This is a genomic window from Pseudosulfitobacter pseudonitzschiae (assembly GCF_002222635.1).
In the GTDB taxonomy this organism is placed as follows: Bacteria; Pseudomonadota; Alphaproteobacteria; order Rhodobacterales; family Rhodobacteraceae; genus Pseudosulfitobacter; species Pseudosulfitobacter pseudonitzschiae_A.
Window position 1 is genome coordinate 1663146 of record NZ_CP022415.1, and the last position, 26213, is coordinate 1689358.

Consider the following 26213-nt stretch of genomic DNA (forward strand, 5'->3'; position numbering starts at 1 on the left):
TTTCTGGCAAAATGAAGAGGCTTAGTCTTGAACCTCGTCATCCACATGCGCAACCCGCGCGCCAGCCTTGGCTGATGTAACCACACCAAGGCTTTTGAGTTTGCGGTGCAGCGCCGAGCGTTCCATGCCGACAAAGTTCGCGGTGCGGCTGATGTTGCCGCCGAACCGGTTGATCTGGGTCAAAAGATACTCGCGTTCGAAGGCCTCGCGCGCCTCGCGGAGGGGCAAAGTGGCCAGTGCACCGGATAGCACAACGCGCCCCTCTTCGCCGCTGTCGGTGTCCTCGGTGCCGGGCAGTTCGCGCGCCTCGATCGGGCCGGTGCCGTCGCCAAGGATCAACACCCGTTCGATCAGGTTCTTGAGTTGGCGCACATTGCCGGGCCAGACCATCGTTTGCAACAAAGCCTGCGCCTCGTCGCTGATCTCGCGTTTGGGCAGACCCTGACTGCTGTTGAAATCTTCGATGAAATGCGCGGCCAGAACCGGAATATCCTCGCGGCGATCCTCGAGCGAAGGCACGGCGATGGGGACCACGTTCAGCCGGTGGAACAATTCCTGCCGAAAGGTCTCGGCGGCGATGGCCTGTTCCAGATCGCGGTTGGTGGAGGAGATCACCCGCAGGTCAACGCGCACCTTGTCGTTGCCGCCGACGCGGGTAAATTGCTGGTCGACCAGCACGCGCAATATCTTGGACTGGGTGCCAAGCGGCATATCCGCAACCTCGTCAAAATAGATCACGCCGCCGTGGGCCTGTTCCAGCAAGCCCGGCTCGACGCCACGCGCAACGCTTTCGCGGCCGAACAGCACTTCTTCCATGCGATCGGGGGCAACGCCTGCGCAATTGACCGTGATAAAGGGGGCCGAGGCGCGGTTGGAATTGGCGTGGATATAACGCGCGGCCAGTTCCTTGCCTGAGCCTGCAGGTCCGGTCAGCATCACACGACCATTGGATTTTGTGACCTTATCCAGATGTGAAATCAACCCTTTATAAGCCGTACTTGAACCGATCATCTGGGTCGGGCCTGTGTCCTGACGGCGTAGGCTTTGGTTTTCGCGGCGCAAGCGCGAGGTTTCCATCGCGCGACGGATCACCACCAGCAACTGGTCAATATTGAACGGCTTTTCGATAAAATCGTAAGCGCCCTGTTTGATCGCGGCGACTGCGATCTCGATGTTGCCGTGGCCCGAAATAATCACCACCGGCACATCCGGATTGTCGCGTTTGACCGATTTGAGAATGTCGATGCCGTCCATCCGGCTGTCTTTCAGCCAGATATCAAGGATCATCAACGCGGGGGCTTCGGTGTTGATTGCGCTCATCGCTTCATCGGAATTGCCTGCCAGTCGCGTGGCAAAACCTTCATCCTTGAGGATATCGGAAATCAATTCCCGAATATCGCGTTCGTCATCAACAATCAGAATGTCACTCATGCTACCTCACTTTTTTTCCGTTGCGGCGTCAGTGGCAGTGCAATCACCGCCATCGCGCCGAAATGGGTTTGGCCCTCGAATACGGGCGCGTCTTCCAGAACCAGCGTACCGCCATGTTCTTCGATAATTTTCTTGACGATCGGCAAGCCCAGCCCGGTGCCGCTGGACCGCGTGGTCACATAGGGTTCGAACAGACGCGCGCGGTCTTCGGGCAGGCCAACGCCATTGTCGGCAACCCGAATAATGGCGCGGGCGTTCTGGATTTCCAGACTGACATGAATACGCGGTTCCAACCCCTGCGGTGGATCATTTTCCGCAAGCGTTTCAATTGCTTCTCCGGCGTTTTTGATAAGGTTTGTCAGCGCCTGACCGATCATTGTCGCATCCAGATCGGTGTTGATTGGTGCATCCGGCAAATCGGCATCTATGGTCACGTTCGGCTGGCCTGCGTGTTGCAGAACAACCGCATCACGGACAAGTTGCACCAGATCGTGGTTTTGCCGATCGGGCTCGGGCATCCTTGCGAATTTGGAAAACTCGTCAACAATACGCCGCAAGTCGTTGGTTTGACGTACAATTACATCTGTCATCTGTTCCAGACTGTCACTGTCTTCGCCAACTTTCGAGGCGAACTTGCGCTTGATGCGTTCGGCGCTAAGCTGGATCGGCGTCAGCGGGTTCTTGATCTCGTGGGCGATGCGACGGGCCACGTCACCCCATGCAGCCATCCGCTGGGCGCTGACCAGATCGGTAACGTCGTCAAAAGCCACAACATAACCTTCAAGCCGTCCGTCATTGGTGCGCCGCGTGGCCATGCGCACCAGCAGATTTTCAAGGTGGCCACTGCGGCTGACCTTGACCTCGCCTTGGTTGACCTCTTGAAGATTGGCTTTCAACGCATTGAAAAGCGGACCAAACTCTGGAATCGCAACCGTAAGCGCCATTGATTGGTTATTCTCCTGCCAGTCCAACAACCGCTCGGCCGAGCGGTTCACAAAGGCAACGCGCCCCTCGGGGTCCAGCCCAACCACACCCGAGGTAACCGAGCTGAGCACTGAATCAAACAGCCGGCGGCGGCGTTCGATCTGGCGGGTGTTGTCCAGCAGCGTGTCGCGCTGCGCCTTGAGTTGCAGGGTCATCTGGTTGAAATAGCGCCCGAGCATGGCGATTTCGTCGTCGCCTTCTTCCTCGCGCACGCGGACATCCATGTCTCCCGCCCCCACACGCTGTGCCGCACCAGTCAGACGGCCTACCGGCCCCGAAAGCCGCTCGGCAAACCACAGCCCAAGCCAGATCGCGGCAAGGATCAGAATAACGGCAAAACCCAGATAGAGCAGGCCGAATTCGAACAGCACCCGCCCCCGGTCGGCCTCAAGCTGTTGGTACAGCCGCACGGTTTCCTGCGTTTCATCCAGCAACGACAGAATTTCGCCGTCGACGTCGCGACTGACATAAAGAAAACGGTCAACCGAAGTGGCCAGCGGCACCAGCGCACGGAATTCGTTGTTGGCCCAGTCTTCGATCACCAGCACACCGTCGGTGCGGGCCTGTTCCAGTTGGTCAGGATCGGGTTCTTCGAAATCAAACAGATAGGATCTGTCGCCGCGCGCCCTAATTTCTCCTGTGCCATCAATCAGATAGGCTTCTCGCAGGCCGCGTTGAATCTGGCGCTGACCGGCAGCAAGGGTTTCGATGTCGCTTTGACCCGGTTCGGTTTGACGGATGCGGTCGATGAATTCAGCCAGCGCAAGTGCGTCTTCGATCAGATCGTCGTTCTGTTCGGCTTCATAGGCTTGGGCGGCAGCCAGCGACGATCCCACCACATTGCTGACGCGGTCGGAAAACCAGCCCTCGAGCCCGATGTTCACCGTCAGCCCCGCGAACACCGCCACCGTCACCGTGGGAATTAACGCCATCAGCGCAAATACGCCGGTCAGCCGCAGGTGCAGGCGCGATCCCGCAGATTTGGCCCGCCGCGCGGCAATCAGACGGGCGACCTGGCTCATGACCAAGGCCGCGACCACGAGGATGTAAACAAAGTCGGCCAGCAGAATCAGCCGAAGCGACATGTTGTTGGTGCCCTGATCGAGCGGCCCCAAAATCAGGAAGGTCCCCAGCGCCAGAGCCGGACCAAGAATGACCAAAGACAGCGTGGCGGCGTTGCGCACACGCTTTTGGCGGCGCAAACGCCCCATTGTTGCCCAACGTGATTGCCGTGTCCGGGTTGCCACCCTGCACCCACCTGTTGATGCGGTGCCCGCAAGCACCTACCGCCATATATCGTGGTCCTGACCCGAAAGTGTCCGGATGGCCACGGTTTGATGTGGCAGTTTTACATCATCTTTCGACCGCGTGTCACCTGTATTCCCAGGTCTGTGATCTTCTTGCGCAGGGTATTTCGATTGATCCCCAGAAGTTCGGCGGCTTTTGCCTGATTTCCTGCGGTGGCAGACAGCGCAATTTCGATCAGCGGAGCTTCGACTTCACGCAGGATTCGGCCATGCAGCCCTGCGGGTGGCAACATGTCGCCGTGCAGGTCGAAATAGCGTTGCAGGTGACGTGCGACCGAGGCGCCCAGTTTTTCGGTGTCGCCCACTGATTGCAGCGGCTCCATCTCGGGCTGGCTGCCAAGGGCCTGTTTGACCTCGGCGGCGGAAATCTCGGGCAGACGGCTGGTCAGCCCCAATCGGCGCACGGTGTTTTCAAGTTGGCGCACGTTTCCGGGCCAGGAATAGGTGCGGAAAACTTCGGCAGCCTCGTCCGACAGGGTCCGCTGGGCGGCACCGGATTTCTCGCCGCGCGCCAGAAAATGATGCGCCAGCAGCGGGATGTCGTCGACCCGCTCGCGCAGCGACGGCACATGCAGCGTGGCACCGCTGAGCCGGTAATACAGATCCTTGCGCACCGCACCACTTTCCATCGCGGCGGCCAGATCGGTCTGGCTGGTGGCCAGAAAGCGCGGCACCTCGTCGCCGGTGGCATCGGTCATACGCACGATGCGGGCCTGAATTTCATCGGGAATATCGCCAATCTCGTCGATCAACAGCGTACCGCCGCGCACCCGCGCCATCACCCGTGCGGGGCCTTCAAGGTCAACCAGATCGGCAGGGGTCACCGCAACAAAAGGCTGCGTGCGCCGGTCAGAGAAGTCATGAATGGCCTTGGCAATCAGGGATTTGCCGGTGCCGCTTTCGCCCCAGATCAGCACCGGAAGATCGGTGTTCATCACCTGCGCCACCACACGGTACAGTGCCTGCATCACCGGCGTGCGCCCCACCAGCGGCAGATCGTCGGGGCGGTCATCCTCGGCTGTCTGGATTCTCGGGCGCTTTTGTTTGCTTTCCAATGCGCGCGCGGTGCGTTTCATCAAATCGGGCAGATCGAACGGTTTGGGCAGGTAGTCATAGGCATCGGCGTCGGCGGCCTGAATGGCCGTCATGATGGTGTTCTGTGCCGAAATGACAATGACTGGCAGGCCTGGGCGATCCTGACCAATTTTTGGCAACATTTCCAAACCATTGCCATCCGGCATCATCACGTCGGTGATCACAACGTCGCCTTTGCCTTCGCCCACCCAGCGCATCAGCGTTGTCAGCGAAGATGTGGCGTGTACCTTGCAGCCTGCCCGCGTCAACGCCTGAGTCAGAACCGTGCGAATTGTGCGATCGTCATCCGCGACCAGAACCGTGCCGTCCATAGCTAGACTTCCTTTTCACTCTTATTATTTTTGGGGGCGCGGGCCAGCGACAACCGGAATACCGTGCGCCCGGGCACCGATGTGACCGAAATGGACCCGCCATGGTCCGAGATAATCTTGCTGACCAGTGCCAGCCCGAGGCCGGTGCCGTTTTCGCGGCCCGAAACGAAAGGATCAAAAACATCGGCCTTGATCGCTTCGGGCAGACCGGGACCGTCGTCGATGATCTCGATTTGCAGGGGCAGCGACCGGCCCGTACCGTCGGATCGGCGCAGGCGGAAAGAATGTTCAAAGTAGCTGTGCAGACGGATGGTGCCGCCATCCTTGCCAGCCGCTTCCGAGGCGTTTTTCAGCAAATTAAGCACCACTTGCAGCAACTGGTCAGGATCGCCCTGCGCCATCGGCAGCGAGGGGTCATAGTCCTCGATGATCTTCATATTCGCGCCAAAGCCCAACAAAGCCGAACGGCGTGCGCGATCCAGCACGTCGTGAATGTTCACTTCGCGGAAATCGGGCGGAGAGAGATTGCCGAACTGTTCGACCTGTTCCAGCAGTTTGACGATGCGACGGCTTTCCTCGACGATCAGGTCGGTCAGTTCCAGATCGTCCTTGCTCAGACTCATGCTGAGCAATTGCGCGGCACCGGTGATACCCGCCAGCGGGTTCTTGATCTCGTGGGCCAGCATTTCGGCCATGCCGATGGCGGATTTGGCCGCCGACTTTACGCTGTCATGCTGGGTGATGCGACCAGCCAGTTCGCGCGGGCTGATCAACATGATCATCTGCCCTGGCGCCCCCTGAAGCGGCGCGATCTGCAACCCGCATTGCAGCGGCGCGCGCTGCCCGCCGCCAACGTCGACGTCATTCACGAACAGCGGCGTTTCAAAGGTGCGGGCGCGGGCAAATGCCTCTTCCAATGGCGAATCCACATTGACCTGATCCCACAGCGGCACGCCCACAACCGATTTGGACGAGACATTCAGGAACCCTTCGGCAGCGGCGTTGATTTCCAGAATCCTGTCATCTGCGTCGACCAACAATGCGGGCACGGGCAGAGATGCCCAGATGTCTGCGGCGGGGCTCATGCGGCCACCTGTCCGGTCCAGCCCGACAGTGCGTTAGGCAACAGGCGTATCGCCTCTGCCGGTGTTTTGGCGGTCAGCACGGCGCGGCGCAGAGGGGCGGACGTGCCTGCTGTGTCCATATACCAGCCCAAATGCTTGCGCGCGACGCGCAGACCGAGAACCACGCCATAAAAGTCCAGCATTTCAGTGTAATGCCCCATCACCATCTCTGCGAACTCCTGCCCAGTGGGCACTGCGGGGGCTGGCGTGCCGTAAAGCGCATGGGCCACTTCGGCCAGCAACCATGGCCGCCCTTGCGCGCCGCGTCCGATCATCACGCCGTCGCCGCCTGATTGATCCAGCGCCTGACGCGCACTGGCCACGTCCACGATGTCACCGTTGGCAATCACCGGAACTCCGACCGCATCCTTGACGCCCCGTATCGCAGCCCAATCGGCCCGGCCTTTGTAGAATTGGCATCGGGTGCGTCCGTGAATGACAATCTGGCGAATGCCTGCGGCTTCGGCGCGGGCGGCAATTTGCGGCGCGTTCAGCAGCGCGTCGTCCCAGCCCAGCCGCGTTTTCAACGTCACGGGGATATTCACCGCGTTCACCACCGCCTCGATCAGGGTCAGGGCGTGGTCGGGTGTCTTCATCAACGCCGAACCGGAATAGCCTTGGGTGACCTTCTTGGCGGGGCAGCCCATGTTGATGTCGATCACCGCGGCGCCCTGCCCTTCGACCATACGCGCAGCTTCGGCCATAGGCGCTGCTTCGCGCCCCGCAAGTTGAACGGCGGTGCCTTGCTGGTCCAGACCAAGTTCGGCCTTTTCGCGGGTGCCGGGGCGCGCGTTGAGCATATCGACACTGGCCACCATCTCCGAGACAACCATCCCCGCCCCGAACCGCGCCACCAAGCTGCGGAACGGCAGGTCGGTGATTCCGGCCATCGGGGCCAGCATCACCGGTGCAATCATGGTCAATGGGTCGTGGTGTTCGGACAAATGCCTAATCCTTGTGCGTGTAATCGACCTAGCTGACCCTTAGGCCAGCCTCAATCCTGTATGACCGTTTTGCACGCAGCCACGCGACCTTCGCCTAATAATTAAGCACACAAACTGCCGAATTGCCAGCCCGCGCCAATACGCCTAAACATCACCCATGATAGACACGCTCCGCTTTCTGCCATGACATGCGCCGCCATCATCGTGGCCGCAGGCCGTGGCGTGCGTGCTGGTGGCCCTGTAGCCAAACAGTGGCAACCGCTGTACGGCAAGCGTGTGATCGACCACACGTTGGACGCGTTCCTGAGCCACCCGCAGATCACCGATATCGTACTGGTGCTGCATCAAGATGACATCGCGGATGCGGATTTTGACGGGATCACCTGCACCACCGGCGGTGCCGACCGCGCGGCATCGGTGCGCGCGGGGCTGGCGGCGCTTGCCAATCCGGCGATCACCCGCGTGCTGATTCACGATGTTGCCCGTCCTTGTGTCACCGCGCGCACCATCAGCGAAGTGATTGCAGCACTGGACGGGTCTGCCGGTGCCGCCCCCGCCCTGCCCGTCACCGACGCGCTGTGGACTGGCGTGAATGGGCGGGTGACGGGAACGCAGGACCGCAGCGGCCTGTACCGTGCGCAAACGCCCCAAGGGTTCGACCGCGCCGCCATCACCGCCGCCCACGCCACCCATGCAGGCAACGCTGCCGACGACGTTGAAGTTGCACGCGCCGCAGGGCTTGACGTGGCCATCGTTGCGGGGGACGAGGATAACCTGAAAATCACCCATCCGGCCGACTTTGATCGCGCCGCACGCATACTAAAGGGACGCAATGGACATCAGACTGGGTAACGGCTTTGACGTACATGCCTTTGATGACGGCGATCATGTGACGCTGTGCGGTGTGCGTATCGACCATGATCATGGCCTTAAGGGTCATTCGGACGCGGATGTGGCCATGCACGCGATAACCGATGCGATTTACGGTGCGCTGGCAATGGGCGACATCGGCCGGCATTTTCCGCCCTCCGATCCGCAGTGGAAAGGTGCCGCAAGCCATATCTTCCTGAGCCATGCGGTCGAACTGGCTCGCGACAACGGTTTTTCCATCGGCAACATCGACTGCACGATTGTCTGCGAATACCCCAAAATCGGCCCGCACAGCAATGCGATGCGAACGCGCATGGCACAGATTACACAAATTGTAGAGGACCGCATTTCAGTCAAGGCGACCACATCCGAACAGTTGGGATTTACCGGACGCGGCGAAGGTATCGCAGCGCTGGCAACCTGCACATTGGTGAAAACATGACACAAAAACTTGCAACCGCGATCGGCACGGTTCTGGGCGTCGGCTATATCCGCCCCGCATCCGGCACGTGGGGGTCACTGGTGGCGCTGCCGTGGGCGTGGCTACTGCATGTCGCGGGTGGCTGGCCCTTGTTGCTTGCGGGCATAGTGGTGATTTTTGTCGCCGGATGGTGGGCCACGGGCGTGATGACCAAGGGCAAAACCGATCACGACCCGTCGGAAATTGTGGCAGACGAAGTTGTGGGCCAGTGGATCGCGCTGCTACCGCTGTCCATCGGGGCAATGAACAACAGTGTGTCGATGCTGGCGATGTGGCCGGGCTGGGTAGCGGCCTTTGCGCTGTTTCGCCTGTTCGACATCTGGAAGCCGTGGCTGGTGGGCCGCGCCGACCGGCGTGGTGATCCGTTGGGGGTCATGCTGGACGATGTGATTGCCGGTATTTTTGCCGCCATCGGCGTTGTGCTGCTGGCGGGGCTGACCCACGGGGTGTTGATGCGATGAGCCTGCCTTTCAGCGTGCTAGAGGCCGCCAAGGCGCGCGGCATGATGATCGCCACCGCCGAAAGCTGCACGGGCGGCATGGTGGCCGCCGCCCTGACCGACATCCCCGGATCGTCGGCAGTGGTTGATCGCGGCATGGTCACCTATACCAACGCGGCCAAGGTCGAAATGCTGGGCGTCGCGCAATCCACGCTGGACACGCACGGCGCTGTGTCGGAGCAGATCGCCGCCGAGATGGCCACAGGGGCGCTGCATCAGAGCCACGCGCAACTGGCCGTGGCGATCACCGGCATCGCAGGGCCCGGCGGATCGGAACACAAGCCCGAGGGGCGTGTGTGTTTCGGACTGGCAGGGCCGGATGGCGTCACCACGCAAACGGTCGAGTTCGGCGCAGTTGGCCGGGCAAATGTGCGCGCTTCGGCCCGCGATCACGCCTTGGGGCTGTTGCTGGGGGCACTGACAGGCATCTGAGCGCCAACATTCGCAATACGCACAATTTGCGGGCACATTGCGGAAATATCCGCCCGCTTTTCGCGCAATCCTGAAATCGCCCGCTTTTTCATCGCGCTGATGCAAAAACTCGCTTTCCCAAAATCGATCGCCTTGGCACTCCGCCCGAAACCAATCGGGAGGGGACCCCAATGAATGCCGCCGACACAGCCTGGATCATCACCGCAACAGCCCTTGTGCTGTTCATGACTTTGCCGGGGCTTGCCCTGTTTTACGGCGGCCTTGTGCGCGCCCGCAACGTGCTGAGCGCGTTCATGCACGTCTATGCCATCGCCTGCCTGATGAGCATTTTGTGGTTTGTAGTCGGCTACTCGATCGCCTTTGGCGGCGGCGGCGACAGCGGCATCTGGGGCGGGTTGGACAAATTGCTGTTGCTGGGCATCACCGCCGACAGCCTATCCGGCACCCTGCCCGAAATCCTGTTCTTTGCCTTTCAGATGACATTTGCCATTATTACGCCCGCGCTGATCGTCGGGGCCTATGTCGAGCGGATCGGCTTTGGCTTTGTTCTGCTGTTTTCGGGGCTTTGGATGCTGCTGTCCTATGCGCCGGTGGTGCATTGGATCTGGGGCGGCGGTTTTCTCTCCGATGGCGGTATTTTCGGTGAGATGGGCGTGCGCGATTTCGCGGGCGGCATCGTGGTGCATGAAACGGCGGGACTGGCGGCGCTGATTCTGGCGGTGTTTTTGGGCCAGCGCAAGAACCACACCACACCGCCGCACAATCCCGGTCTGGTGATGATCGGTGCGGCGATGCTCTGGGTCGGTTGGTTCGGATTTAACGGCGGGTCGCAACTGGCCGCTGATGGTGGTGCTGCGATGGCGCTGACAGTCACGCATATTTCAGCGGCCACCGCATCGCTGACATGGGCGCTGTGGGAACGGCTGAAATTCGGGAAATCCTCGCTTGTGGGGATCGTTACCGGCACCATTGCGGGGCTTGCGTCGATCACACCTGCGTCCGGTTTCGTCGGCCCGATCGAGGCGCTGGTGATTGGTGCGGTGGCCGGTATCCTGTGTCAGGAAGCGGTGAATTTCATCCGCAACAAGATTGCCATCGACGACACGCTGGATGTCTTTGCCGTGCACGGCGTTGGCGGCATCTTTGGCACGATCATGATCGCGGTCTTTGGCGCGGGGTCATGGGTGGCGCAACTGGGGTCGCTGGTGATTGTGGGTGCGTACACCACAGTCGTCACCATTGTGCTGATCGTCGTGGTGCGCGCCATCACGCCGCTGCGCGTGGACCCCGAGATCGAGACCAACGGCCTCGACCTCGCCGTACATGGCGAACGCGCTTACGACATCACCAGCTAGTTGGAGAGTGCGGCCACAAAAGCGGCAAGGTCGTCGTTTTGCACGGCCTGCCACAGATCATCGGCGCGCGTCCCCACAAGGGCGTGCGCCTTTTTCATGATCTTGGCCCGCCGCTCGGCCAGCGGAATAGGCGCATCAAGGTCATGGAACGCCGCCTGCCCATCGACAACGACACGCGCCTGCATCTCGGACAGGCTGTCGTCGGTGTCGATGCGCACACGGGTGCGGAACTGCGCCAGATCGGCGCGGGCGGCAGTGGCGTCGCTGAATTGCGTGATGTCGCCTGTGTCTAGCCCGTGGGCAGCCATTGCCGCCACTTGGGCATAGCTGAACTTGCATTCCAGACCTGTGCGGGGATTGGCAATGTTGCACACGGTCACCCAGCGCGGGTGGGTGGTGATCTCGATGGTGCTGTCGGGCGTCAGGTCTGCATCGGCCAAAGCCTCGAGTGTGGCGTGAAGACCGTGGCAGCAGGCATGAAATTTGTGACTGACCTGGGTCATCCGCCAGTCTGTTCCCAAAGATACAGCATCGCCCGCACCGTGGTGTGTCGGGCCAAATCCCAGTGGCCCCGCCAGCCCGTCATCGGCTGATGTCATGCCCGCTGCTGCCCAATCCGCCGCTTCGATGCCAGAGCGCGCCGCGAGCCCTGCATTCAGCGGTTTGCCCATCGTGCCGAATTGGGACTTCAACCCCGAGGCCATCGTGCTGCACAGTCCGAGCGCATGGCGCATCTGCACATCGTCCAGCCCCCGCAGCCGTCCAGCGGCCACGGTGGCTCCAAATGCCCCCGCCGTCGCGGTCTGGTGATAACCGACCTGATAGTGCCCGCGCCCCAGCCAGATGCCCACTGCAACCGAGACTTCGGCACCGATCAGGGCCGCGTCGATGATGTCGGACAAAGACGCCCCCGCTGCCTGCCCTGCCGCGAATGCGGCGGACACCACGGCAACAGACGGATGGCCGATGTGGGCAAAGTGCGTGTCGTCGTAATCCAGCGCATGGCTGAGGGTGCCGTTGATCAGCGCCGCCGCAGCGGGCGCGCCCTGCCCGCCACCAAACTGCGCGCATCCACCCGCCACATTGGCAACGGTGGCAAAGCCGTCAAAGCTGCCCTCGGCGGCGCCGGCGATGCCGCAAGCGGCCCAATCCAGCACCGACAGCGCCATTACCGCGCGCGCATCGTGGTCCGGCACGGCCTGTGCAAAGCCGACCAGTTGATCCGTGATACCTGTCGCTGCCATGTGGTGGCCTCCTCCCAAGTGGCAGGACGCTCAGCTGTAAAGCTCGGTGGCCCGCCGTTCGAATGCGCGCACGATCCGCTGCATTGCTTCGTTGAACACAACGCCGATGATGCCCTGCAACATGCGGTTGCGAAACTCGAAATCGACAAAGAATGTCACGTCACAGCCGCCATCGGTATCGGTAAAGCCCCAGTTCGACTTCATATAGCGAAATGGCCCGTCCAGATATTCGGTATCGATCTTGTGCATATCGGGCCACAACACCACGCGGCTGGTAAAGCGTTCGCGGAACACTTTGAAGCTGATCACCAGATCGGCCTCCATGACCGAATGGTCGCCCTGATCGGTCGTCGATTTGACACGCGCGGCGGAACACCACGGCAGGAACTGCGGATAAGAGCCGACGTCGGCCACCAGATCATACATCTGTCGGGCGGTGTAAGGCAGGAAACGAGTTTCAGAATGTGTCGGCATCACGCTATGAGTTATGGCAAAGGTTCTGGCCCATGTGTTACGAATTACACCTGAATTCAAGGGGGATACCATGCCGGAACGGCCTTATGTGATTGATCAGATGATCTCGGCCAAGATGATTGCCGCGCGCATCGAAGAACTTTGCGCGGAAATACAGGACGAATTCAACGGCACCGACAAGCTGGTTGTTGTGGGCCTGTTGCGCGGATCGTTTGTGTTTATCGCGGATCTTGTGCGTGAGTTGGACCTGCCGATCGAGGTCGATTTTCTTGAGGCATCGTCCTATGGCGACGGAATGGAATCAAGCCGCGAGGTGCGCATCCTCAAAGACCTGCGCGGCACCATCGAAGGGCGCGATGTGCTGGTGGTCGAAGATATCGTCGACACCGGCCACACCCTGCACCATGTGATGAACCTGCTGCGCTCGCGCGAGCCTGCGCGGCTGAAATCCATCGCCCTGCTGGACAAGCCCGAGCGCCGCGAAATCGACATGAAGGCGGATTGGACCGGTTTCGAAATTCCGGACGAATTTGTCGTGGGATATGGCATCGACTTTGCCCAGCGCAACCGCAATCTGGGCTTTATCGGCAAGGTGCGGTTCACATGAACCCGATCTGGTTCGTGCGCATGGCCCGTTGGGCGCGCAATCCGCCATCAACCGCGCGGATCAGGCTGGTGTTCGGAATTATCGCCGTGCTTTTGATGATCTGGGGCATCGAGAAAATAGGCTGGTGGCCCGACTGGGCCAAGGCAACGCGCGCGCGGCCCTGAGTGCGTGGCGGGGGTGCGGCCCCCGGCGCTTGCGCGCCTCTCCCGGAGTTTATCTGGCAAGGTCAAGGTCAGGCGCCCACACGGCGCAAGCCCGGAATGCCGCCCAGCGCCACGGCAAGGCCGGTGGTCGCCAGCACGGCGCCCAGCCATTCGGGGGCTGTTGGCACCTCACCTGCCAGCGGAATGCCCAATATCAGCGCCACAGCGGGCACCACGGCGGGAAACAGCGCCGCCAACCCCACACCCAAGAGTGCCACCGAGCGCGCATAGGCAACCATCGCCAGCACGCCCGCCATCCCGCCGTGAACGACAATTTGCACCACCAGCTTGTCGACGGGCAATGCGGCCAGACGGTCGAGCGTTCCGAACATCAGAACGCCCGGCACGACAACCGCCGCCGACAGTACCGAGGCCGCCGCCGTTGCAGCAATCGCACCCAGTTGCCACAGACGCAGCAGGATCGTGAACGCCGCCCAGCAGCCGCCTGCGGCCATGAACATCAGATGGCCCTTCCACGCATCAGGCGCACTGGCGGTGGTGCCGGTCATCGAGATCAGCGCGATGCCCCCCAGAACCATCGCGATTCCGGCAATACGCGCCGCATGCAGCTTTTCCCCCAGAAACAGGATGGCAACCCCCGTGGCCACCAAGGCTGCGGTAGAGGGTTGTATCACAGCGCCGTGGGCCAGCGGCGCGAACAGAAACCCGCCTGCGCCGAACATCAGGAACAGCGGGCCGACAACGATCGCAACCACAACACCCCGCCCCCAGCCGACGCCACCCAGATTGCCCAGCCCCTTGCGGACAAGCCACGGCAACAGAATCAGCCCCGCCACGCCATAGCGCAACAAGATGACGTCGATGGGCAGCAGACCCGTCTGCGCGGCCTCGCGGGCATAGACAAAATAAAGCGCCCACATCACCACAGCCGACAGGCCAAAGATAACACCGATCAGCCGTGTGCGCGCGGCATCGCCGTCACTGTCAGCCAAACTTGGCAAGCCGCGCAGCACGCAGACGCGCAAAGTCGTCACCGGCGTGATAGGACGAGCGTGTCAGCGGCGTGGCCGAGACCATCAGGAAGCCTTTGCCATATGCGGCCTTTTCATACCCCGCAAACTCGTCCGGGTGCACAAATCGGTCAACACGGTGGTGTTTCGGCGTGGGTTGCAGGTACTGGCCGATGGTCAGAAAATCGATGTCGGCAGCGCGCATGTCTTCCATCACCTGCATCACCGATTGGCGGTCCTCGCCCAGACCGACCATAATGCCCGATTTGGTGAACATCGTGGGGTCCAGTTCCTTGACCCGCTGCAACAAACGCAAACTGTGGAAATAGCGCGCACCGGGGCGCACCTCGGGGTAGAGGCCGGGTACGGTTTCAAGGTTGTGGTTGAACACATCGGGGCGCGCTTCAACCACGACCTCGAGCACAGAAGGATCGCAGCGGATAAAGTCCGGCGTCAGGATCTCGATGGTGGTGGCGGGGCTGCGGTGACGGATGGCGCGGATGGTCTGGGCAAAGTGATCTGCCCCGCCGTCGGTCACATCGTCACGGTCCACACTGGTGATAACCACATGGTTCAGCCCCAGCTTTTCGACCGCATGGGCCACGCGGCCCGGCTCGAATGCATCCAGCGCCTCGGGGGGTTTGCCGGTGGCGATGTTGCAGAACGTGCAGGCGCGGGTGCAAACCTCGCCCATGATCATCATGGTAGCGTGGCCTTGGGACCAGCATTCGCCCACATTGGGGCAGCCCGCCTCTTCGCAGACCGTGGTCAGGTTGTTGTCGCGCATGATCTTGCGCGTGTCGGCATAGCCCTGCCCGCCCGGTGCCTTGACGCGGATCCAGTCCGGTTTTTTCGGCTGCGGATTGTCAGGGCGACGCGCCTTTTCGGGGTGGCGTTGCTCGGGGATTTTCAGATCGCGCATGAAACATCGCCTTCGTCAGATGGTTTAACGTTGAACTGTCTATAACATAAGCTATTACGGAATGAACACCAGCCCGCGCATGGCAGCTATGATACCGTGCAATGTGCACTATTGCGCCGCCGTGTTCAGCAATTTTTCCCGTTTTTTCAAGGCTTCGACGAATAACACGATTATTTTAGTGGGATATTCCGTCTGAGGTATTTCACCCTGCGCCCTGTTAGTTTAGATTGATTCTAGAAAGGCTCACGCCATTGGCGGGGTCGCATCACAGAACACCTACCAAGATTGCATGATAACGGAGACTGCACCATGGACGGCGAAATGACCTGCCCCTTCAACAGCAAGAAACAAGTGACCAACCGCGATTGGTGGCCTGACGCGCTGAACCTCAAAGTGCTGAGCCAGCATTCGGCCTTGGTAAACCCGCTGGGGGAAGAGTTCGACTATGCTGCGGCCTTTGGCACGCTGGATCTGGAAGCGGTCAAGCAGGACCTGTTCGCGTTGATGACCGACAGCCAACCGTGGTGGCCTGCGGACTACGGGCACTATGGTCCGCTGTTCATCCGCATGGCGTGGCACAGTGCAGGCACCTACCGTTCGGCTGATGGCCGTGGCGGTGCATCGACCGGCAACCAGCGTTTCGCGCCGCTGAACTCGTGGCCCGACAACGGCAACCTGGACAAGGCGCGCCGCCTGCTGTGGCCGATCAAGAAGAAATACGGCAACGCCCTGTCCTGGGCTGACCTGATGATCCTCGCGGGCAACTGTGCCATCGAATCGATGGGCGGCAAGGTCTTTGGTTTTGGTGGCGGCCGTGCCGACATCTACGAACCCGAGGAAGACATCCACTGGGGTGCAGAAACTGAATGGCTGGCCACATCCGATAAACCCGGCACCCGCTACTCCGAAAACCGGCTGCTGGATAACCCGTTGGCCGCTGTGCAGATGGGTCTGATTTATGTGAACCCCGAAGGGCCTGACGGCAACCCCGATCCTATCGCATCGGGTTTCGACGTGCGCGACACGTTCAGCCGCATGGGCATGGAAGATGACGAGACCGTCGCACTGGTTGCGGGTGGTCACACCTTTGGCAAGGCACATGGCGCGGGCGATCCGATCTATGTCGGTCCTGAACCCGAAGCTGGCGACATGCACCAGATGGGTCTGGGCTGGTTGAACAGCAACGAAACCGGCGTTGGCGCATATGCCACCACTTCCGGCATCGAAGGCGCATGGAAGCCGAACCCGACCACATGGGACATGGGTTACTTTGACGTGTTGTTCAAATACGAATGGAAGCTGACCAAAAGCCCCGCAGGCGCGCATCAATGGACCCCCATTGACGTCGAAGAGGCCGATATGGTCGTCGACGCGCACGACCCAAGCAAGAAACACCCGCCGATGATGACCACGGCTGATATGTCGATGAAAATGGACGAAGGCTTTGCCGCCATCTCGCGCCGCTTTCACGCCGATCCCGAGTTGTTCGCCGACGCCTTTGCCCGCGCGTGGTTCAAACTGACCCACCGCGATATGGGCCCCAAGGCGCGCTATCTGGGCGCGGACGTTCCTGCCGAGGATCTGATCTGGCAAGACCCCCTGCCCGCCGCCACCTTTGCCCCTCTGGGGGATGCGGACATCACCAAGCTGAAGTCAGACATTCTGGCCACCGGTCTTTCGATCTCCGAACTGGTGTCGGTTGCTTGGGCCTCGGCCTCGACCTATCGCGGATCGGATCACCGTGGCGGTGCCAACGGCGCGCGCATCCGTCTGGCGCCCCAAAAAGACTGGACCGTCAACGAGCCTGCGCAGCTGTCCAAAGTGCTGAACGCGCTGGAAGGCGTGCAATCGTCATTCAACAGTGGCGACAAGGGCGTTTCGATGGCCGACCTGATCGTGCTGGGTGGTGTTGCCGCCATTGAAAAGGCTGCAACGGACGCTGGCCACAAGATCGACGTGCCCTTCACGCCGGGCCGTGTGGACGCGACGCAAGAGCAGACCGACATTGACGGTATGAACCTGCTGGAACCGATGGCCGACGGCTATCGCAATTATGTGGCTGACGGCATTACCGTGAAGGCGGAAAAGCTGCTGATCGACCGCACGCAGTTGCTGAACCTGACCGCACCGGAAATGACCGTTCTGATCGGTGGCCTGCGGGTTCTGGGCGCTAACTACGGCGACAGCAAAGCGGGCGTGATGACAGACCGCCCCGGACAGCTGACCAACGACTTCTTTGCCAACCTGCTGGATATGAACATCCGCTGGAGCGCATCGAACGACGAACAGTCGGCCTTTGAAGGGACAGACGCCAACAGCGGCAAAGTGGTCTGGACCGGTACCCGCGCCGATCTGGCCTTTGGCTCGCATGCACAGCTGCGCGCGCTGGCTGAAATCTACGGTCAGGACGACGCTGCACCGCGCTTTGTCAAAGACTTTGTCGCGGCGTGGACCAAGGTGATGAACGCCGATCGTTTCGACCTGGCGTAAACACCAATCTGCCAATCCAAGGGGCGCGCCGGATCATCTTCGGGGCGCCCTTTTTCAGTTCCGCTTTCGGCATCTGGCAACCTGTCCGCCCGTCCCACGCCAGCGATACTTGCCCGCTGTGCCGGAGCCAAAGGTTTTCTGCGGGCGATGCAACTGGGGTTTCAAACGGTTCCGTCCCGCTGCCATCCGCAGATGTTATCCGATCAACCCACCACCGGCGCCAGAAATTTCGTCATAATGCCGTTTGAGCCGCATCAACGCGATGCGCAGCACGATCTTGCCCGAACGTGCCGACCAGCCCAGCCGTTTTTCCGCAGTCTCTAACCCTTCCAGATAGCAACAGCAGCGCAAGACCACATCCGACAACCCCGGTCCGAGTTCGGCCAGTGCGCCGGACACCCGTGCGCGGGCCGCATCCGGTCCGGTGCCAAACCCGCCATCCGGTGCATGGCCCCCGCGCGCGCCTGCCGTCAGGAACCGGTCCCAATTCTGCGTGACATTCGGCCCCATATTGGCCAGTTCGAAATCCTCGCGCAGCCGCTCGCCCGCGCGCACCAGATCACCGCTCAGAAACATCTCGCCGTCCTTGTCGCGCCGCCGCGCCAGCGCCGTCAGAGGTGATTCCGACAAGTTATAGCGCATCCGGCGTACGGCTCCGCCGTCACCGTCTTCGCGAACTTCCCTTTCACCCCATTGCCGGTGCTGGCCTGCAAAATCCGCCCGCGCTTCAGCAAAGCCATCGACCGGTTCGTCTTCGCCCGCGTCGCGTATCATCTGTGTCAGCGCCAGACGTCCCGCAGCCGTGATACGGTAGCGGATGATGCGCCCCTGTCCCTCTGGTGCGATCCAGTCTTTCAGCGCCATCGCCTCGGCGACAGCGCGGTCCACCACCGCCGTGCGTGTGGTGCCGTCGCGCACCACCACAGCCTTTTGCATGTCACCGGCCACCGCCAACACTGCACCCTTTTCGCACATGCGCCGCAACACGCGGCACGCCTCTTGCGCGAGGTCATCTTCTTGAGGGAATGCGCTTTTTCTGACTGGTTGGTTCATTTCTGGATCGTCCTTATGTTCTGAAGCGCCCTCGCCATGGGCGTCGCCGCCGCGGGCACCGCGATAGAACCGCGCGCCCAGATTGTACAAAGCCGCATCCACCAGCGGGTCATCGCGGCGGCTCTCCAGTCGCCGGACCTGCCGCAAAACGGTTGACGCGTGACAGCCCGCAATACGGGCAAGCGCCCGAATGGTCAGCCCCGCTTCGGTATGCGCCAGATAGGCCTGTGCTGCCTCTGGCACCCAAGCGGGCGCACCCGCCATCAGTGATCGTTGATCCGAAGCTTGGTCCATCCCCATGTGTTTTTCCCTGACACTTTATCGGCATAGTTATCCACAGATTTACCCCCACAACCTAGGGATGAAATAGTTACCTACTAATTAACAAATCGCCGATATGACAATCATTGTTTCCAAAAGATAAACCCATGTGAAGACGCCGAACGCTGCTGCCACGCCCTGCGCAACACCCGCGCAAGCTGTGCCAATGTCGAAGTCCGCAGGCCGTTCAGGGCCAGCAACTCTGCCATTGCGAAGGAACCAAGCCATGCAAGATATTCTGTCGATGCTATCCGCCATCCACCGCCCGCGTCTGCTGATGCGGGCTGCCCGTTTCGGCGCCGAAGATTACCGCCGCGAGGTACATCTACCGCGCCTGCTGGGCTACGGCATGCTGCCCCGCTATGGCGCGGCGCTGATACAGTTGATGGAAATGGAAACGGCGCTGAATGCCCAGCGCAAGGACGATGATGCGGCCTATAGCCTGACCCGACACATCGACGTTCTGATCGCCATCGTTGCCGAGGCGCGGGTGATGCGCACCGCCCAAGTCTAGAGCGATGCGCTTATGGTTTACATGAACGAATCGGGTTCGGCGGCCTTGCGTTTGGCCACAAATGCATCCAGCGCCTCGACAACCGCAGGATCAATTGCGGGCTGCTGGTAGTCGTTCAGCATCTTTTCGACACGTAAAGTGGCAAGCGCCTGCGTGTCGCGCGCGCCGTCGTCCTGCCATGTCTCGAAGGGTTTGTAGTCCAGCAAATCCGACTTCCAGAACGCCGACTTAAAGTTCGCTTGCGTATGGGCGCACCCCAGATAATGCCCGCCTGGCCCCACTTCGCGGATCGCGTCCATGGCTTGGGCGTTCTCGTCAATGGCCACACCTTGGGCCAGATGGTGCAAGGTGCCCAACTGATCGGCATCCATCACGAATTTCTCGAACGACGACACAAGACCCCCCTCAAGCCATCCGCATGCGTGCAGCATGAAGTTCACACCCGACAGCAAACCCATGTTCAGCGAGTTCGATGTTTCATAGGCCGCCTGCGCATCCGGCAGTTTCGAGCCGCAGAACGACCCCGCCGAGCGGAACGGCAGCCCCATGCGCCGCGCCAACTGGCCCGCCCCATAGGTGATATGCGCAGCCTCCGGCGTGCCAAAGGTCGGCGCACCCGAGTTCATGTCAATCGACGTTACGAACGCGCCAAAGATCACGGGCGCGCCTTTGCGACACAACTGACTATAGGCGATGCCCGCCAACACTTCGGCCAGAACCTGCGTCAGCGTGCCCATCACCGAAACAGGCGCCATCGCACCGCCCACGATAAAGGGCGAGATGATGCAGGCCTGATTGTTTTTGGCATAGACCTCCAACGCACCCATCATCACATCATCAAAGGTCATGGGCGAGTTGATGTTGATCAGCGATGTCATCACGGTATTTTGCTGAACAAAGTCCTCTCCGAACAGCACGCCGCACATATCCACCGAATCCTGCGCGCGGCTGGGTTCGGTGACCGACCCCATGAACGGTTTGTCCGACAGGGTCATGTGCGCGTACAGCATATCAAGGTGACGTTTGTTCACCGGAATGTCCGTCGGCTCGCAGACAGTGCCACCCGAGTGGTGCAGCCATTTCGACATATAGGCCAGCTTCACGAACTTCTGAAAATCGTCCAGCGTCGCATAGCGACGGCCCCCAACGGCATCGCGCACAAACGGCGGGCCATAGACCGGCGCCAACACCAGATTGCGCCCGCCGACCACAACATTGCGTTCGGGGTTGCGGGCGTGCTGGGTGTATTGGGATGGTGCCGTCTTGCACAATTCGCGCGCCAGTCCTTTGGGAATGCGCACACGCTCGCCATCAACCTGTGCACCCGCATCGCGCCACCGTTGCAGGGCTGCGGGGTTGTCCGGGAAATTCACGCCGATCTCGGCGAGAATCGTTTCGGCGTTATCTTCAATAATCTGCAACGCTTCTTCGTTCAGAATTTCAAAGTTGGGAATATTGCGCTCGATATACTTTGCTGTCTCGAACGACACCGCGCTGCGCTCGGCCCGCCGTGCGGCACCACCGCCCCCGCGTCCACGCCGACCAGTTGCTGCTGTATCCGTCATGATTCCATTCCCTCATCTGTGCGGGTGCCTGTATTGTCCCGCTGATTAGCCCAGCACCACCCCCAAGCGCACGCCCTGAACGGCAGACAGCAGCAAAAAGCGACATATCCCGCCACTGTCTCCCTTCATCTTGCAAAATAAACTCCGGGGTTCGGGGCAGAGCCCCGTCAGACGCTTGCCACAGGCAGCCCACAGCCTTAACAGGTTCGCATGAAACAAAGCTCCCATGACCGCCTTTTGATCATCGACTTCGGCAGCCAGGTAACGCAGCTGATCGCGCGTCGCCTACGCGAACTGAATGTCTATTGCGAAATCCACCCGTTCAACACAGTGACCGATGCCTTTCTGGCCGACTTTGCGCCAAAGGCCGTGATCTTTTCGGGTGGCCCGTCTTCGGTCTTTGCCGAAGGCGCGCCAATGCCACCGATGTCCGTCTTTGACCTTGGCGTACCGATTCTCGGTATCTGCTATGGCCAACAGGTGATGATGCATTGCCTTGGAGGCAGGGTCGAACGCGGCCACGGCACCGCCGAATTCGGGCGTGCCTATGTCTCCAAGGGGGCCAAGCCACTGGACTGGCTGAACGGCTGGTTCCTTGAGGACCGCGAACAGGTCTGGATGAGTCACGGTGATCATGTCAGCGCGCTCGCACCGGGCTTTGAGGTTTACGGCACCTCGCCCAATGCGCCCTTTGCCATCACGGCAGACACCGAGCGCAACTTTTTTGCCGTGCAATTCCACCCCGAGGTGCACCACACCCCCAACGGCAAGACGCTGTACGAGAATTTCGTCAAACTGGCAGGCTTCAAGGGCGACTGGACAATGGACGCCTACCGCGAGGAAGCCATCCAGCGTATCCGCGATCAGGTTGGCGACGGCAAGGTGATTTGCGCACTCTCCGGCGGCGTCGACAGCTCGGTTGCCGCCGTTCTGATCCACGAGGCCATCGGCGAACAGCTGACCTGCGTTTATGTCGATCACGGCTTGATGCGCAAAAACGAAAGCGAGCAGGTCGTGGGCATGTTCCGCGAACACTACAATCTGCCGCTGATCCACGCCGACGAATCCGAACTGTTCCTCGGCAAGCTCGAAGGTGTCAGCGATCCCGAGACCAAGCGCAAGATTATCGGCGGTCTGTTCATCGACGTCTTCGAGAAATACGCCAAGCAGATTGGCGGCGCGGATTTTCTGGCCCAAGGGACACTTTACCCCGATGTGATCGAAAGCGTGTCCTTCTCGGGCGGCCCCTCGGTCACCATCAAATCGCACCACAACGTCGGCGGCCTGCCCGAGCGTATGAACATGAAACTGGTCGAGCCGCTGCGCGAGCTGTTCAAGGACGAAGTGCGCGCCTTGGGTCGCGAATTGGGCCTGCCCGACAGCTTTATCGGGCGTCACCCCTTCCCCGGACCGGGTCTTGCAATCCGCTGCCCCGGCGAAATCACCCGCGCCAAGCTGGATATCCTGCGCGAGGCCGATGCCGTCTATATCGACCAGATCCGCAAACACGGGCTTTATGACGAAATCTGGCAGGCCTTTGTCGCAATCCTGCCGGTGCGCACTGTGGGCGTAATGGGCGACGGGCGTACCTATGATTTTGCCTGCGCGCTGCGCGCGGTGACATCCGTGGACGGCATGACCGCCGATTATTATCCCTTTACCCATGATTTTCTGGGCGAAACCGCCACGCGGATCATCAACGAAGTGCCGGGGATCAACCGGGTGACATATGACATCACCTCGAAACCTCCGGGCACCATCGAGTGGGAATAACCGCCGCACCGGCAGCCCCGCACACCGGACTGTCACTCTCATCCCAGCTAAGGCTCTGATGCCATGAATCCCATCCTCAAGGCCGCGCTTTGGATGAGCGGATCTATTGCTTCGTTTTCCGCGATGGCTGTGGCAGGGCGCGAAGTGGCGTTCGAACTCGATACCTTTGAAATCATGATGTACCGCAGCCTTGTAGGCGTGATCATCGTCTGCCTTGTGGCGGGCGTGACCGGCACATGGCGGCAGGTCAACACCCAGCAGATGGGCACCCATCTTTTCCGCAACGTGGCACATTTTACGGGACAGAACCTGTGGTTCTATGCGGTCACCGCGATCCCCTTGGCACAGGTCTTTGCGCTCGAGTTCACCTCGCCCATCTGGGTGATCGTGCTTTCGCCGCTGATATTAGGCGAACGTCTGACACTGGTGCGCGCGATTGCGGCGCTGATGGGTTTTGCCGGTATCCTGATCGTCGCGCGCCCCGATGTGGGCGCGATCAATGCAGGTGTGGTAACCGCCGCCAGCGCCGCAATCTTTTTCGCGCTGACCATCATGTTTACCAAACGTCTGACCCGCACCCAGACGATCACCTGCATCCTGTTCTGGCTGACGTCGATGCAGCTGGTCATGGGGCTGGTGATGGCAGGATATGACGGCGATCTGATGCTGCCTACTGCGGTCACTCTGCCGTGGCTGGTGCTGATCGGGTTGGCCGGTCTGCTGGCGCATTTCTGCCTGACCAATGCGTTGAAAATTGCACCTGCCACAGTTGTGGTGCCCATCGACTTCATCCGCCTGCCGACCATCGCGGTTGTAGGGATGCTGTTGTATTCGGAAACCGTCGATATCTGGGTGTTTATTGGTGCCGCGGTGATCTTTGCGGGCAACTATATGAACATTTGGTTCGAAACGCGCCGCCGCTGATTGCGCAGCTTTCGGATCGTCTGTGCATTGACGTATTGCTAGGACCAAGGCCATGACAGATCAAAAAACCATATCTGGCCGTGCATGGGCTGAAATGCTGCTGTTGGGCGCGATCTGGGGCGGTTCTTTTTTGTCGATCCGCGTGGCGCTGGACGAAATCGGGCCGCTGACTGCGGTGGCCCATCGCACCGGCTGGGCGATGCTGGTGCTGTGGGGCGTGGTGGCCCTGCGCGGAATCTCCGTGCCGCGCGATCTGCGAATCTGGGGAGCCTTTATGGTTATGGGCCTGCTGAACAACGTGATCCCCTTTGGCCTGATGGCGTGGGGGCAGTTGCACATCGCCAGCGGTCTGACCTCGATCTTTAACGCAGCGACTGCGATCTTTGGCGTTCTGGCCGCATCGCTGTTTTTCGCAGACGAACGCATGACCCCGCGACGCGCCTTGGGCGTGGCGCTGGGATTTGCAGGTGTGGCAACGGCCATAGGGATCGACAGCCTGCGCAGCTTTGATCTGCAAAGCCTCGCGCAACTGGCCGTTCTTGCAGGAGCTGCCAGCTATGCGCTGGCCGGTGTCTGGGCGCGCAAACATCTGGGCGGCTTGCATCCGTTGCTGGCCGCTGCGGGGATGCTGACAGGCTCGAGCCTGATCACCCTGCCGCTGGCATGGACGGTCGAGGGGCCGATCACGCTGGCTCTGGCCCCCGACACGCTGCTGGCCATCGGCTATTACGCCATCGTCGCCACTGCCGGTGCCTATCTGTTGTATTACCGCGTGCTACAAATGGCGGGCAGCAGCAATCTGATGATCGTCACGCTGCTGATCCCGCCCGTGGCCATCACCCTTGGCGCGTGGGTGCGCGGCGAAACGCTGGGGCCACAGGCCTATGCGGGTTTTGCGCTGCTGGCGTTGGGACTGGTGGTGCTGGATGGGCGTATCTGGAACCGGAAGAAGGCGCGCGCGCCGCATAACCAAGCGTAAACACGCGCAAGTTTCCTTTGCGTCAGCGGTTGACGTGACGTGGTGTCGCACTCTCTTGTAACTAAGCTTTGCGGTGCATCGCCTTGCAAAGCAACTTCTGGGGAGGAGAGACATGACAGTTAAACACATCGCCATTGCGGCGCTTCTTGGCTCGGCTTGCACGGCGCAGGCGGGCGGCATCGACCGTTCGGGGCAATCCATTCTGGCGCTGTTCGAATCCGGCCGCTACGCCGAATTCAGCCTTGGCGCGGTTTCGCCCGACACGTCGGGCACCTCTGTGGTGGGCTTGGGCGGTGCGGGTTCGGGCGACATGACGTCCAGCTTTTTGCAACTGGGTGCTGCCTACAAGGCGGACATAAACGACCGCCTGTCCTATGCGATCATCTACGATCAGCCCTTTGGCGCCGACGTGGATTATCCGGCTGGAACAGGCTATTATGCCGCAGGTGCTGCGGCCGATCTGGACGCACATGCCATCACCGGCCTGCTGCGCTACAAATTCCAGAACAACTTCAGCGTTCACGGTGGTGTGCGCGTTCAAAGCATCGAAGCCACCGCAGCCATACCCTTTATTGGCGGCTATGCCGTAAATGGTGCGCGTGACATTGGTGTAGGCTATGTGGCCGGTGTGGCGTACGAGCGTCCCGACATCGCGTTGCGCGTGGCGCTGACCTATAATTCCGGTATCGAACACGACGTCGAGACGACAGAAAGTTTTGGTGGCGCCCCGCTTCCGACCACGACCACACAGATCGAGACACCGCAGTCGATCAATCTGGATTTCCGGACCGGCATCGCGCAGGATACGTTGCTGTTTGGGGGCATCCGCTGGGCCGAATGGTCGGAATTCGACATCACCCCAGTGGGCTATGCTGGTGCGACTGGCGGCGCATCCCTTGTTAGCTACGACAACGATGTCTTTACCTATTCCTTGGGCGTCGGGCGTCGGCTGAACGAAAACTGGTCGGTGTCAGCCTCGGTGGGCTTTGAAAAATCCAACGGCGGATTTGCCAGCAACCTCGGCCCGACGGACGGCTTCAAAAGCCTTGCATTGGCTGCGGTCTATACCCAGGACAACATGAAGATCACCACCGGCATCCGATATATCAACATCGGTGATGCGCAAACAGCCATTCCCGGCTTTGCGCCTGCCGCAAACTTCGAAGACAACCACGCCGTCGCGATTGGCGTAAAGGTCGGATACAACTTCTGACCCAGCCCACATCGTGAACGACATCTGAAACCCGCGGCCCGAAAGGCTGCGGGTTTTTCCGTCTGACGCAGCGCCTGAACTGGTGTCTTTTGCAGCACTCGGTTAGGAACGACATCAAACAGATAAC

22 protein-coding genes and 1 pseudogene are annotated in these 26213 nt (G+C 60.6%); 12 read left to right on the top strand and 11 right to left on the bottom strand.

What is annotated here, in order from left to right; all coding sequences use genetic code 11:
- Positions 1-21: 21 nt before the first annotated feature.
- The 5 genes from SULPSESMR1_RS08075 to dusB all read right to left on the bottom strand — a co-directional run bounded on the left by SULPSESMR1_RS08075 (position 22) and on the right by dusB (position 7169).
- A complete protein-coding gene (locus SULPSESMR1_RS08075) occupies positions 22-1431 on the bottom strand; it encodes a sigma-54-dependent transcriptional regulator (protein WP_089420351.1) in 1410 nt (469 codons plus the stop codon).
- Positions 1428-3626, bottom strand: coding sequence for a sensor histidine kinase NtrY-like (locus tag SULPSESMR1_RS08080; RefSeq protein ID WP_089420352.1), 2199 nt, complete (start codon positions 3624-3626; stop codon positions 1428-1430). Before SULPSESMR1_RS08080 ends, SULPSESMR1_RS08075 begins: the two co-directional genes overlap by 4 nt.
- Positions 3627-3763: 137 nt before the next feature.
- Positions 3764-5128, bottom strand: a complete 1365-nt coding sequence (locus SULPSESMR1_RS08085; protein WP_089420353.1) for a response regulator — start codon at positions 5126-5128, stop codon at positions 3764-3766.
- A 2-nt stretch (positions 5129-5130) separates the two neighbouring features.
- Positions 5131-6213: a two-component system sensor histidine kinase NtrB gene (locus SULPSESMR1_RS08090; protein WP_089420354.1), complete on the bottom strand. Its 1083-nt coding sequence runs from the start codon at positions 6211-6213 to the stop codon at positions 5131-5133.
- Positions 6210-7169 carry a tRNA dihydrouridine synthase DusB gene (dusB, locus tag SULPSESMR1_RS08095; RefSeq protein ID WP_089420355.1) on the bottom strand — a complete coding sequence of 320 codons (960 nt, stop codon included), beginning with the start codon at positions 7167-7169 and terminating at the stop codon, positions 6210-6212. The genes SULPSESMR1_RS08090 and dusB overlap by 4 nt, the downstream gene beginning before the upstream one ends.
- A gap of 210 nt (positions 7170-7379) precedes the next feature.
- Between dusB and SULPSESMR1_RS25405 the strand changes: the two are divergent.
- The 4 genes and pseudogenes from SULPSESMR1_RS25405 to SULPSESMR1_RS08120 all read left to right on the top strand — a co-directional run bounded on the left by SULPSESMR1_RS25405 (position 7380) and on the right by SULPSESMR1_RS08120 (position 10833).
- Positions 7380-8508: pseudogene (locus SULPSESMR1_RS25405) on the top strand (bifunctional 2-C-methyl-D-erythritol 4-phosphate cytidylyltransferase/2-C-methyl-D-erythritol 2,4-cyclodiphosphate synthase).
- Positions 8505-9008, top strand: a complete 504-nt coding sequence (locus SULPSESMR1_RS08110; protein ID WP_089420358.1) for a phosphatidylglycerophosphatase A family protein — start codon at positions 8505-8507, stop codon at positions 9006-9008. The pseudogene SULPSESMR1_RS25405 and the gene SULPSESMR1_RS08110 overlap by 4 nt, the downstream one beginning before the upstream one ends.
- Positions 9005-9478, top strand: a complete 474-nt coding sequence (locus SULPSESMR1_RS08115; protein WP_089420359.1) for a CinA family protein — start codon at positions 9005-9007, stop codon at positions 9476-9478. The genes SULPSESMR1_RS08110 and SULPSESMR1_RS08115 overlap by 4 nt, the downstream gene beginning before the upstream one ends.
- Positions 9479-9648: 170 nt before the next feature.
- Complete coding sequence (locus SULPSESMR1_RS08120) at positions 9649-10833, top strand: ammonium transporter (protein WP_089420360.1); 1185 nt, start codon at positions 9649-9651, stop codon at positions 10831-10833.
- Here SULPSESMR1_RS08120 and SULPSESMR1_RS08125 read toward each other — a convergent pair.
- Together SULPSESMR1_RS08125 and SULPSESMR1_RS08130 are read right to left on the bottom strand one after the other, a co-directional pair.
- On the bottom strand, positions 10830-12077 hold the full coding sequence (locus SULPSESMR1_RS08125) for an MmgE/PrpD family protein (RefSeq protein WP_089420361.1): 1248 nt from the start codon (positions 12075-12077) through the stop codon (positions 10830-10832). The two genes, SULPSESMR1_RS08120 and SULPSESMR1_RS08125, sit on opposite strands and share 4 nt — an antisense overlap.
- 30 nt (positions 12078-12107) lie before the next feature.
- Positions 12108-12551 (bottom strand): type II toxin-antitoxin system RatA family toxin, encoded by a 444-nt coding sequence (locus SULPSESMR1_RS08130; protein WP_089420362.1) that lies wholly within the window; start codon positions 12549-12551, stop codon positions 12108-12110.
- 70 nt (positions 12552-12621) lie between these two features.
- Here SULPSESMR1_RS08130 and hpt point away from each other — a divergent pair, with 70 nt between their 5' ends.
- Entirely contained in the window at positions 12622-13158 is a 537-nt protein-coding gene (gene hpt, locus SULPSESMR1_RS08135) for a hypoxanthine phosphoribosyltransferase (protein ID WP_089422228.1), read from the top strand.
- Complete coding sequence (locus SULPSESMR1_RS25220) at positions 13155-13322, top strand: hypothetical protein (RefSeq protein ID WP_198362864.1); 168 nt, start codon at positions 13155-13157, stop codon at positions 13320-13322. The genes hpt and SULPSESMR1_RS25220 overlap by 4 nt, the downstream gene beginning before the upstream one ends.
- A 68-nt stretch (positions 13323-13390) precedes the next feature.
- Here the strand turns inward: SULPSESMR1_RS25220 and SULPSESMR1_RS08140 are convergent, their stop codons facing one another.
- Together SULPSESMR1_RS08140 and lipA are read right to left on the bottom strand one after the other, a co-directional pair.
- Positions 13391-14314: a DMT family transporter gene (locus tag SULPSESMR1_RS08140; RefSeq protein ID WP_157728984.1), complete on the bottom strand. Its 924-nt coding sequence runs from the start codon at positions 14312-14314 to the stop codon at positions 13391-13393.
- Positions 14307-15254 carry a lipoyl synthase gene (lipA, locus tag SULPSESMR1_RS08145; RefSeq protein ID WP_089420364.1) on the bottom strand — a complete coding sequence of 316 codons (948 nt, stop codon included), beginning with the start codon at positions 15252-15254 and terminating at the stop codon, positions 14307-14309. Before lipA ends, SULPSESMR1_RS08140 begins: the two co-directional genes overlap by 8 nt.
- A gap of 309 nt (positions 15255-15563) precedes the next feature.
- Here lipA and katG point away from each other — a divergent pair, with 309 nt between their 5' ends.
- Positions 15564-17744, top strand: a complete 2181-nt coding sequence (gene katG / locus SULPSESMR1_RS08150) for a catalase/peroxidase HPI (protein ID WP_089420365.1) — start codon at positions 15564-15566, stop codon at positions 17742-17744.
- Between the two features lie 195 nt (positions 17745-17939).
- On the opposite strand, the gene SULPSESMR1_RS08155 is transcribed toward katG, so the two are convergent.
- Positions 17940-19097 (bottom strand): DUF6456 domain-containing protein, encoded by a 1158-nt coding sequence (locus SULPSESMR1_RS08155; RefSeq protein WP_240311315.1) that lies wholly within the window; start codon positions 19095-19097, stop codon positions 17940-17942.
- 247 nt (positions 19098-19344) lie between these two features.
- Here SULPSESMR1_RS08155 and SULPSESMR1_RS08160 point away from each other — a divergent pair, with 247 nt between their 5' ends.
- The gene (locus SULPSESMR1_RS08160) at positions 19345-19632 is read left to right on the top strand and encodes a DUF6477 family protein (RefSeq protein WP_089420366.1); all 288 of its coding nucleotides are present in this window, start codon (positions 19345-19347) and stop codon (positions 19630-19632) included.
- Positions 19633-19649: 17 nt separating this feature from the next.
- On the opposite strand, the gene SULPSESMR1_RS08165 is transcribed toward SULPSESMR1_RS08160, so the two are convergent.
- Positions 19650-21197 carry a trimethylamine methyltransferase family protein gene (locus SULPSESMR1_RS08165; RefSeq protein WP_089420367.1) on the bottom strand — a complete coding sequence of 516 codons (1548 nt, stop codon included), beginning with the start codon at positions 21195-21197 and terminating at the stop codon, positions 19650-19652.
- A 210-nt stretch (positions 21198-21407) separates the two neighbouring features.
- Between SULPSESMR1_RS08165 and guaA the strand changes: the two genes are divergently transcribed.
- The 4 genes from guaA (at position 21408) to SULPSESMR1_RS08185 (ending at position 26086) form a co-directional block, all read left to right on the top strand.
- Complete coding sequence (gene guaA / locus SULPSESMR1_RS08170) at positions 21408-22970, top strand: glutamine-hydrolyzing GMP synthase (RefSeq protein ID WP_089420368.1); 1563 nt, start codon at positions 21408-21410, stop codon at positions 22968-22970.
- A gap of 63 nt (positions 22971-23033) precedes the next feature.
- On the top strand, positions 23034-23894 hold the full coding sequence (locus SULPSESMR1_RS08175) for a DMT family transporter (RefSeq protein WP_089420369.1): 861 nt from the start codon (positions 23034-23036) through the stop codon (positions 23892-23894).
- Between the two features lie 52 nt (positions 23895-23946).
- On the top strand, positions 23947-24873 hold the full coding sequence (locus SULPSESMR1_RS08180) for a DMT family transporter (RefSeq protein ID WP_089420370.1): 927 nt from the start codon (positions 23947-23949) through the stop codon (positions 24871-24873).
- A gap of 112 nt (positions 24874-24985) precedes the next feature.
- Positions 24986-26086 carry an OmpP1/FadL family transporter gene (locus tag SULPSESMR1_RS08185; protein ID WP_089420371.1) on the top strand — a complete coding sequence of 367 codons (1101 nt, stop codon included), beginning with the start codon at positions 24986-24988 and terminating at the stop codon, positions 26084-26086.
- Positions 26087-26213 lie beyond the last annotated feature (127 nt).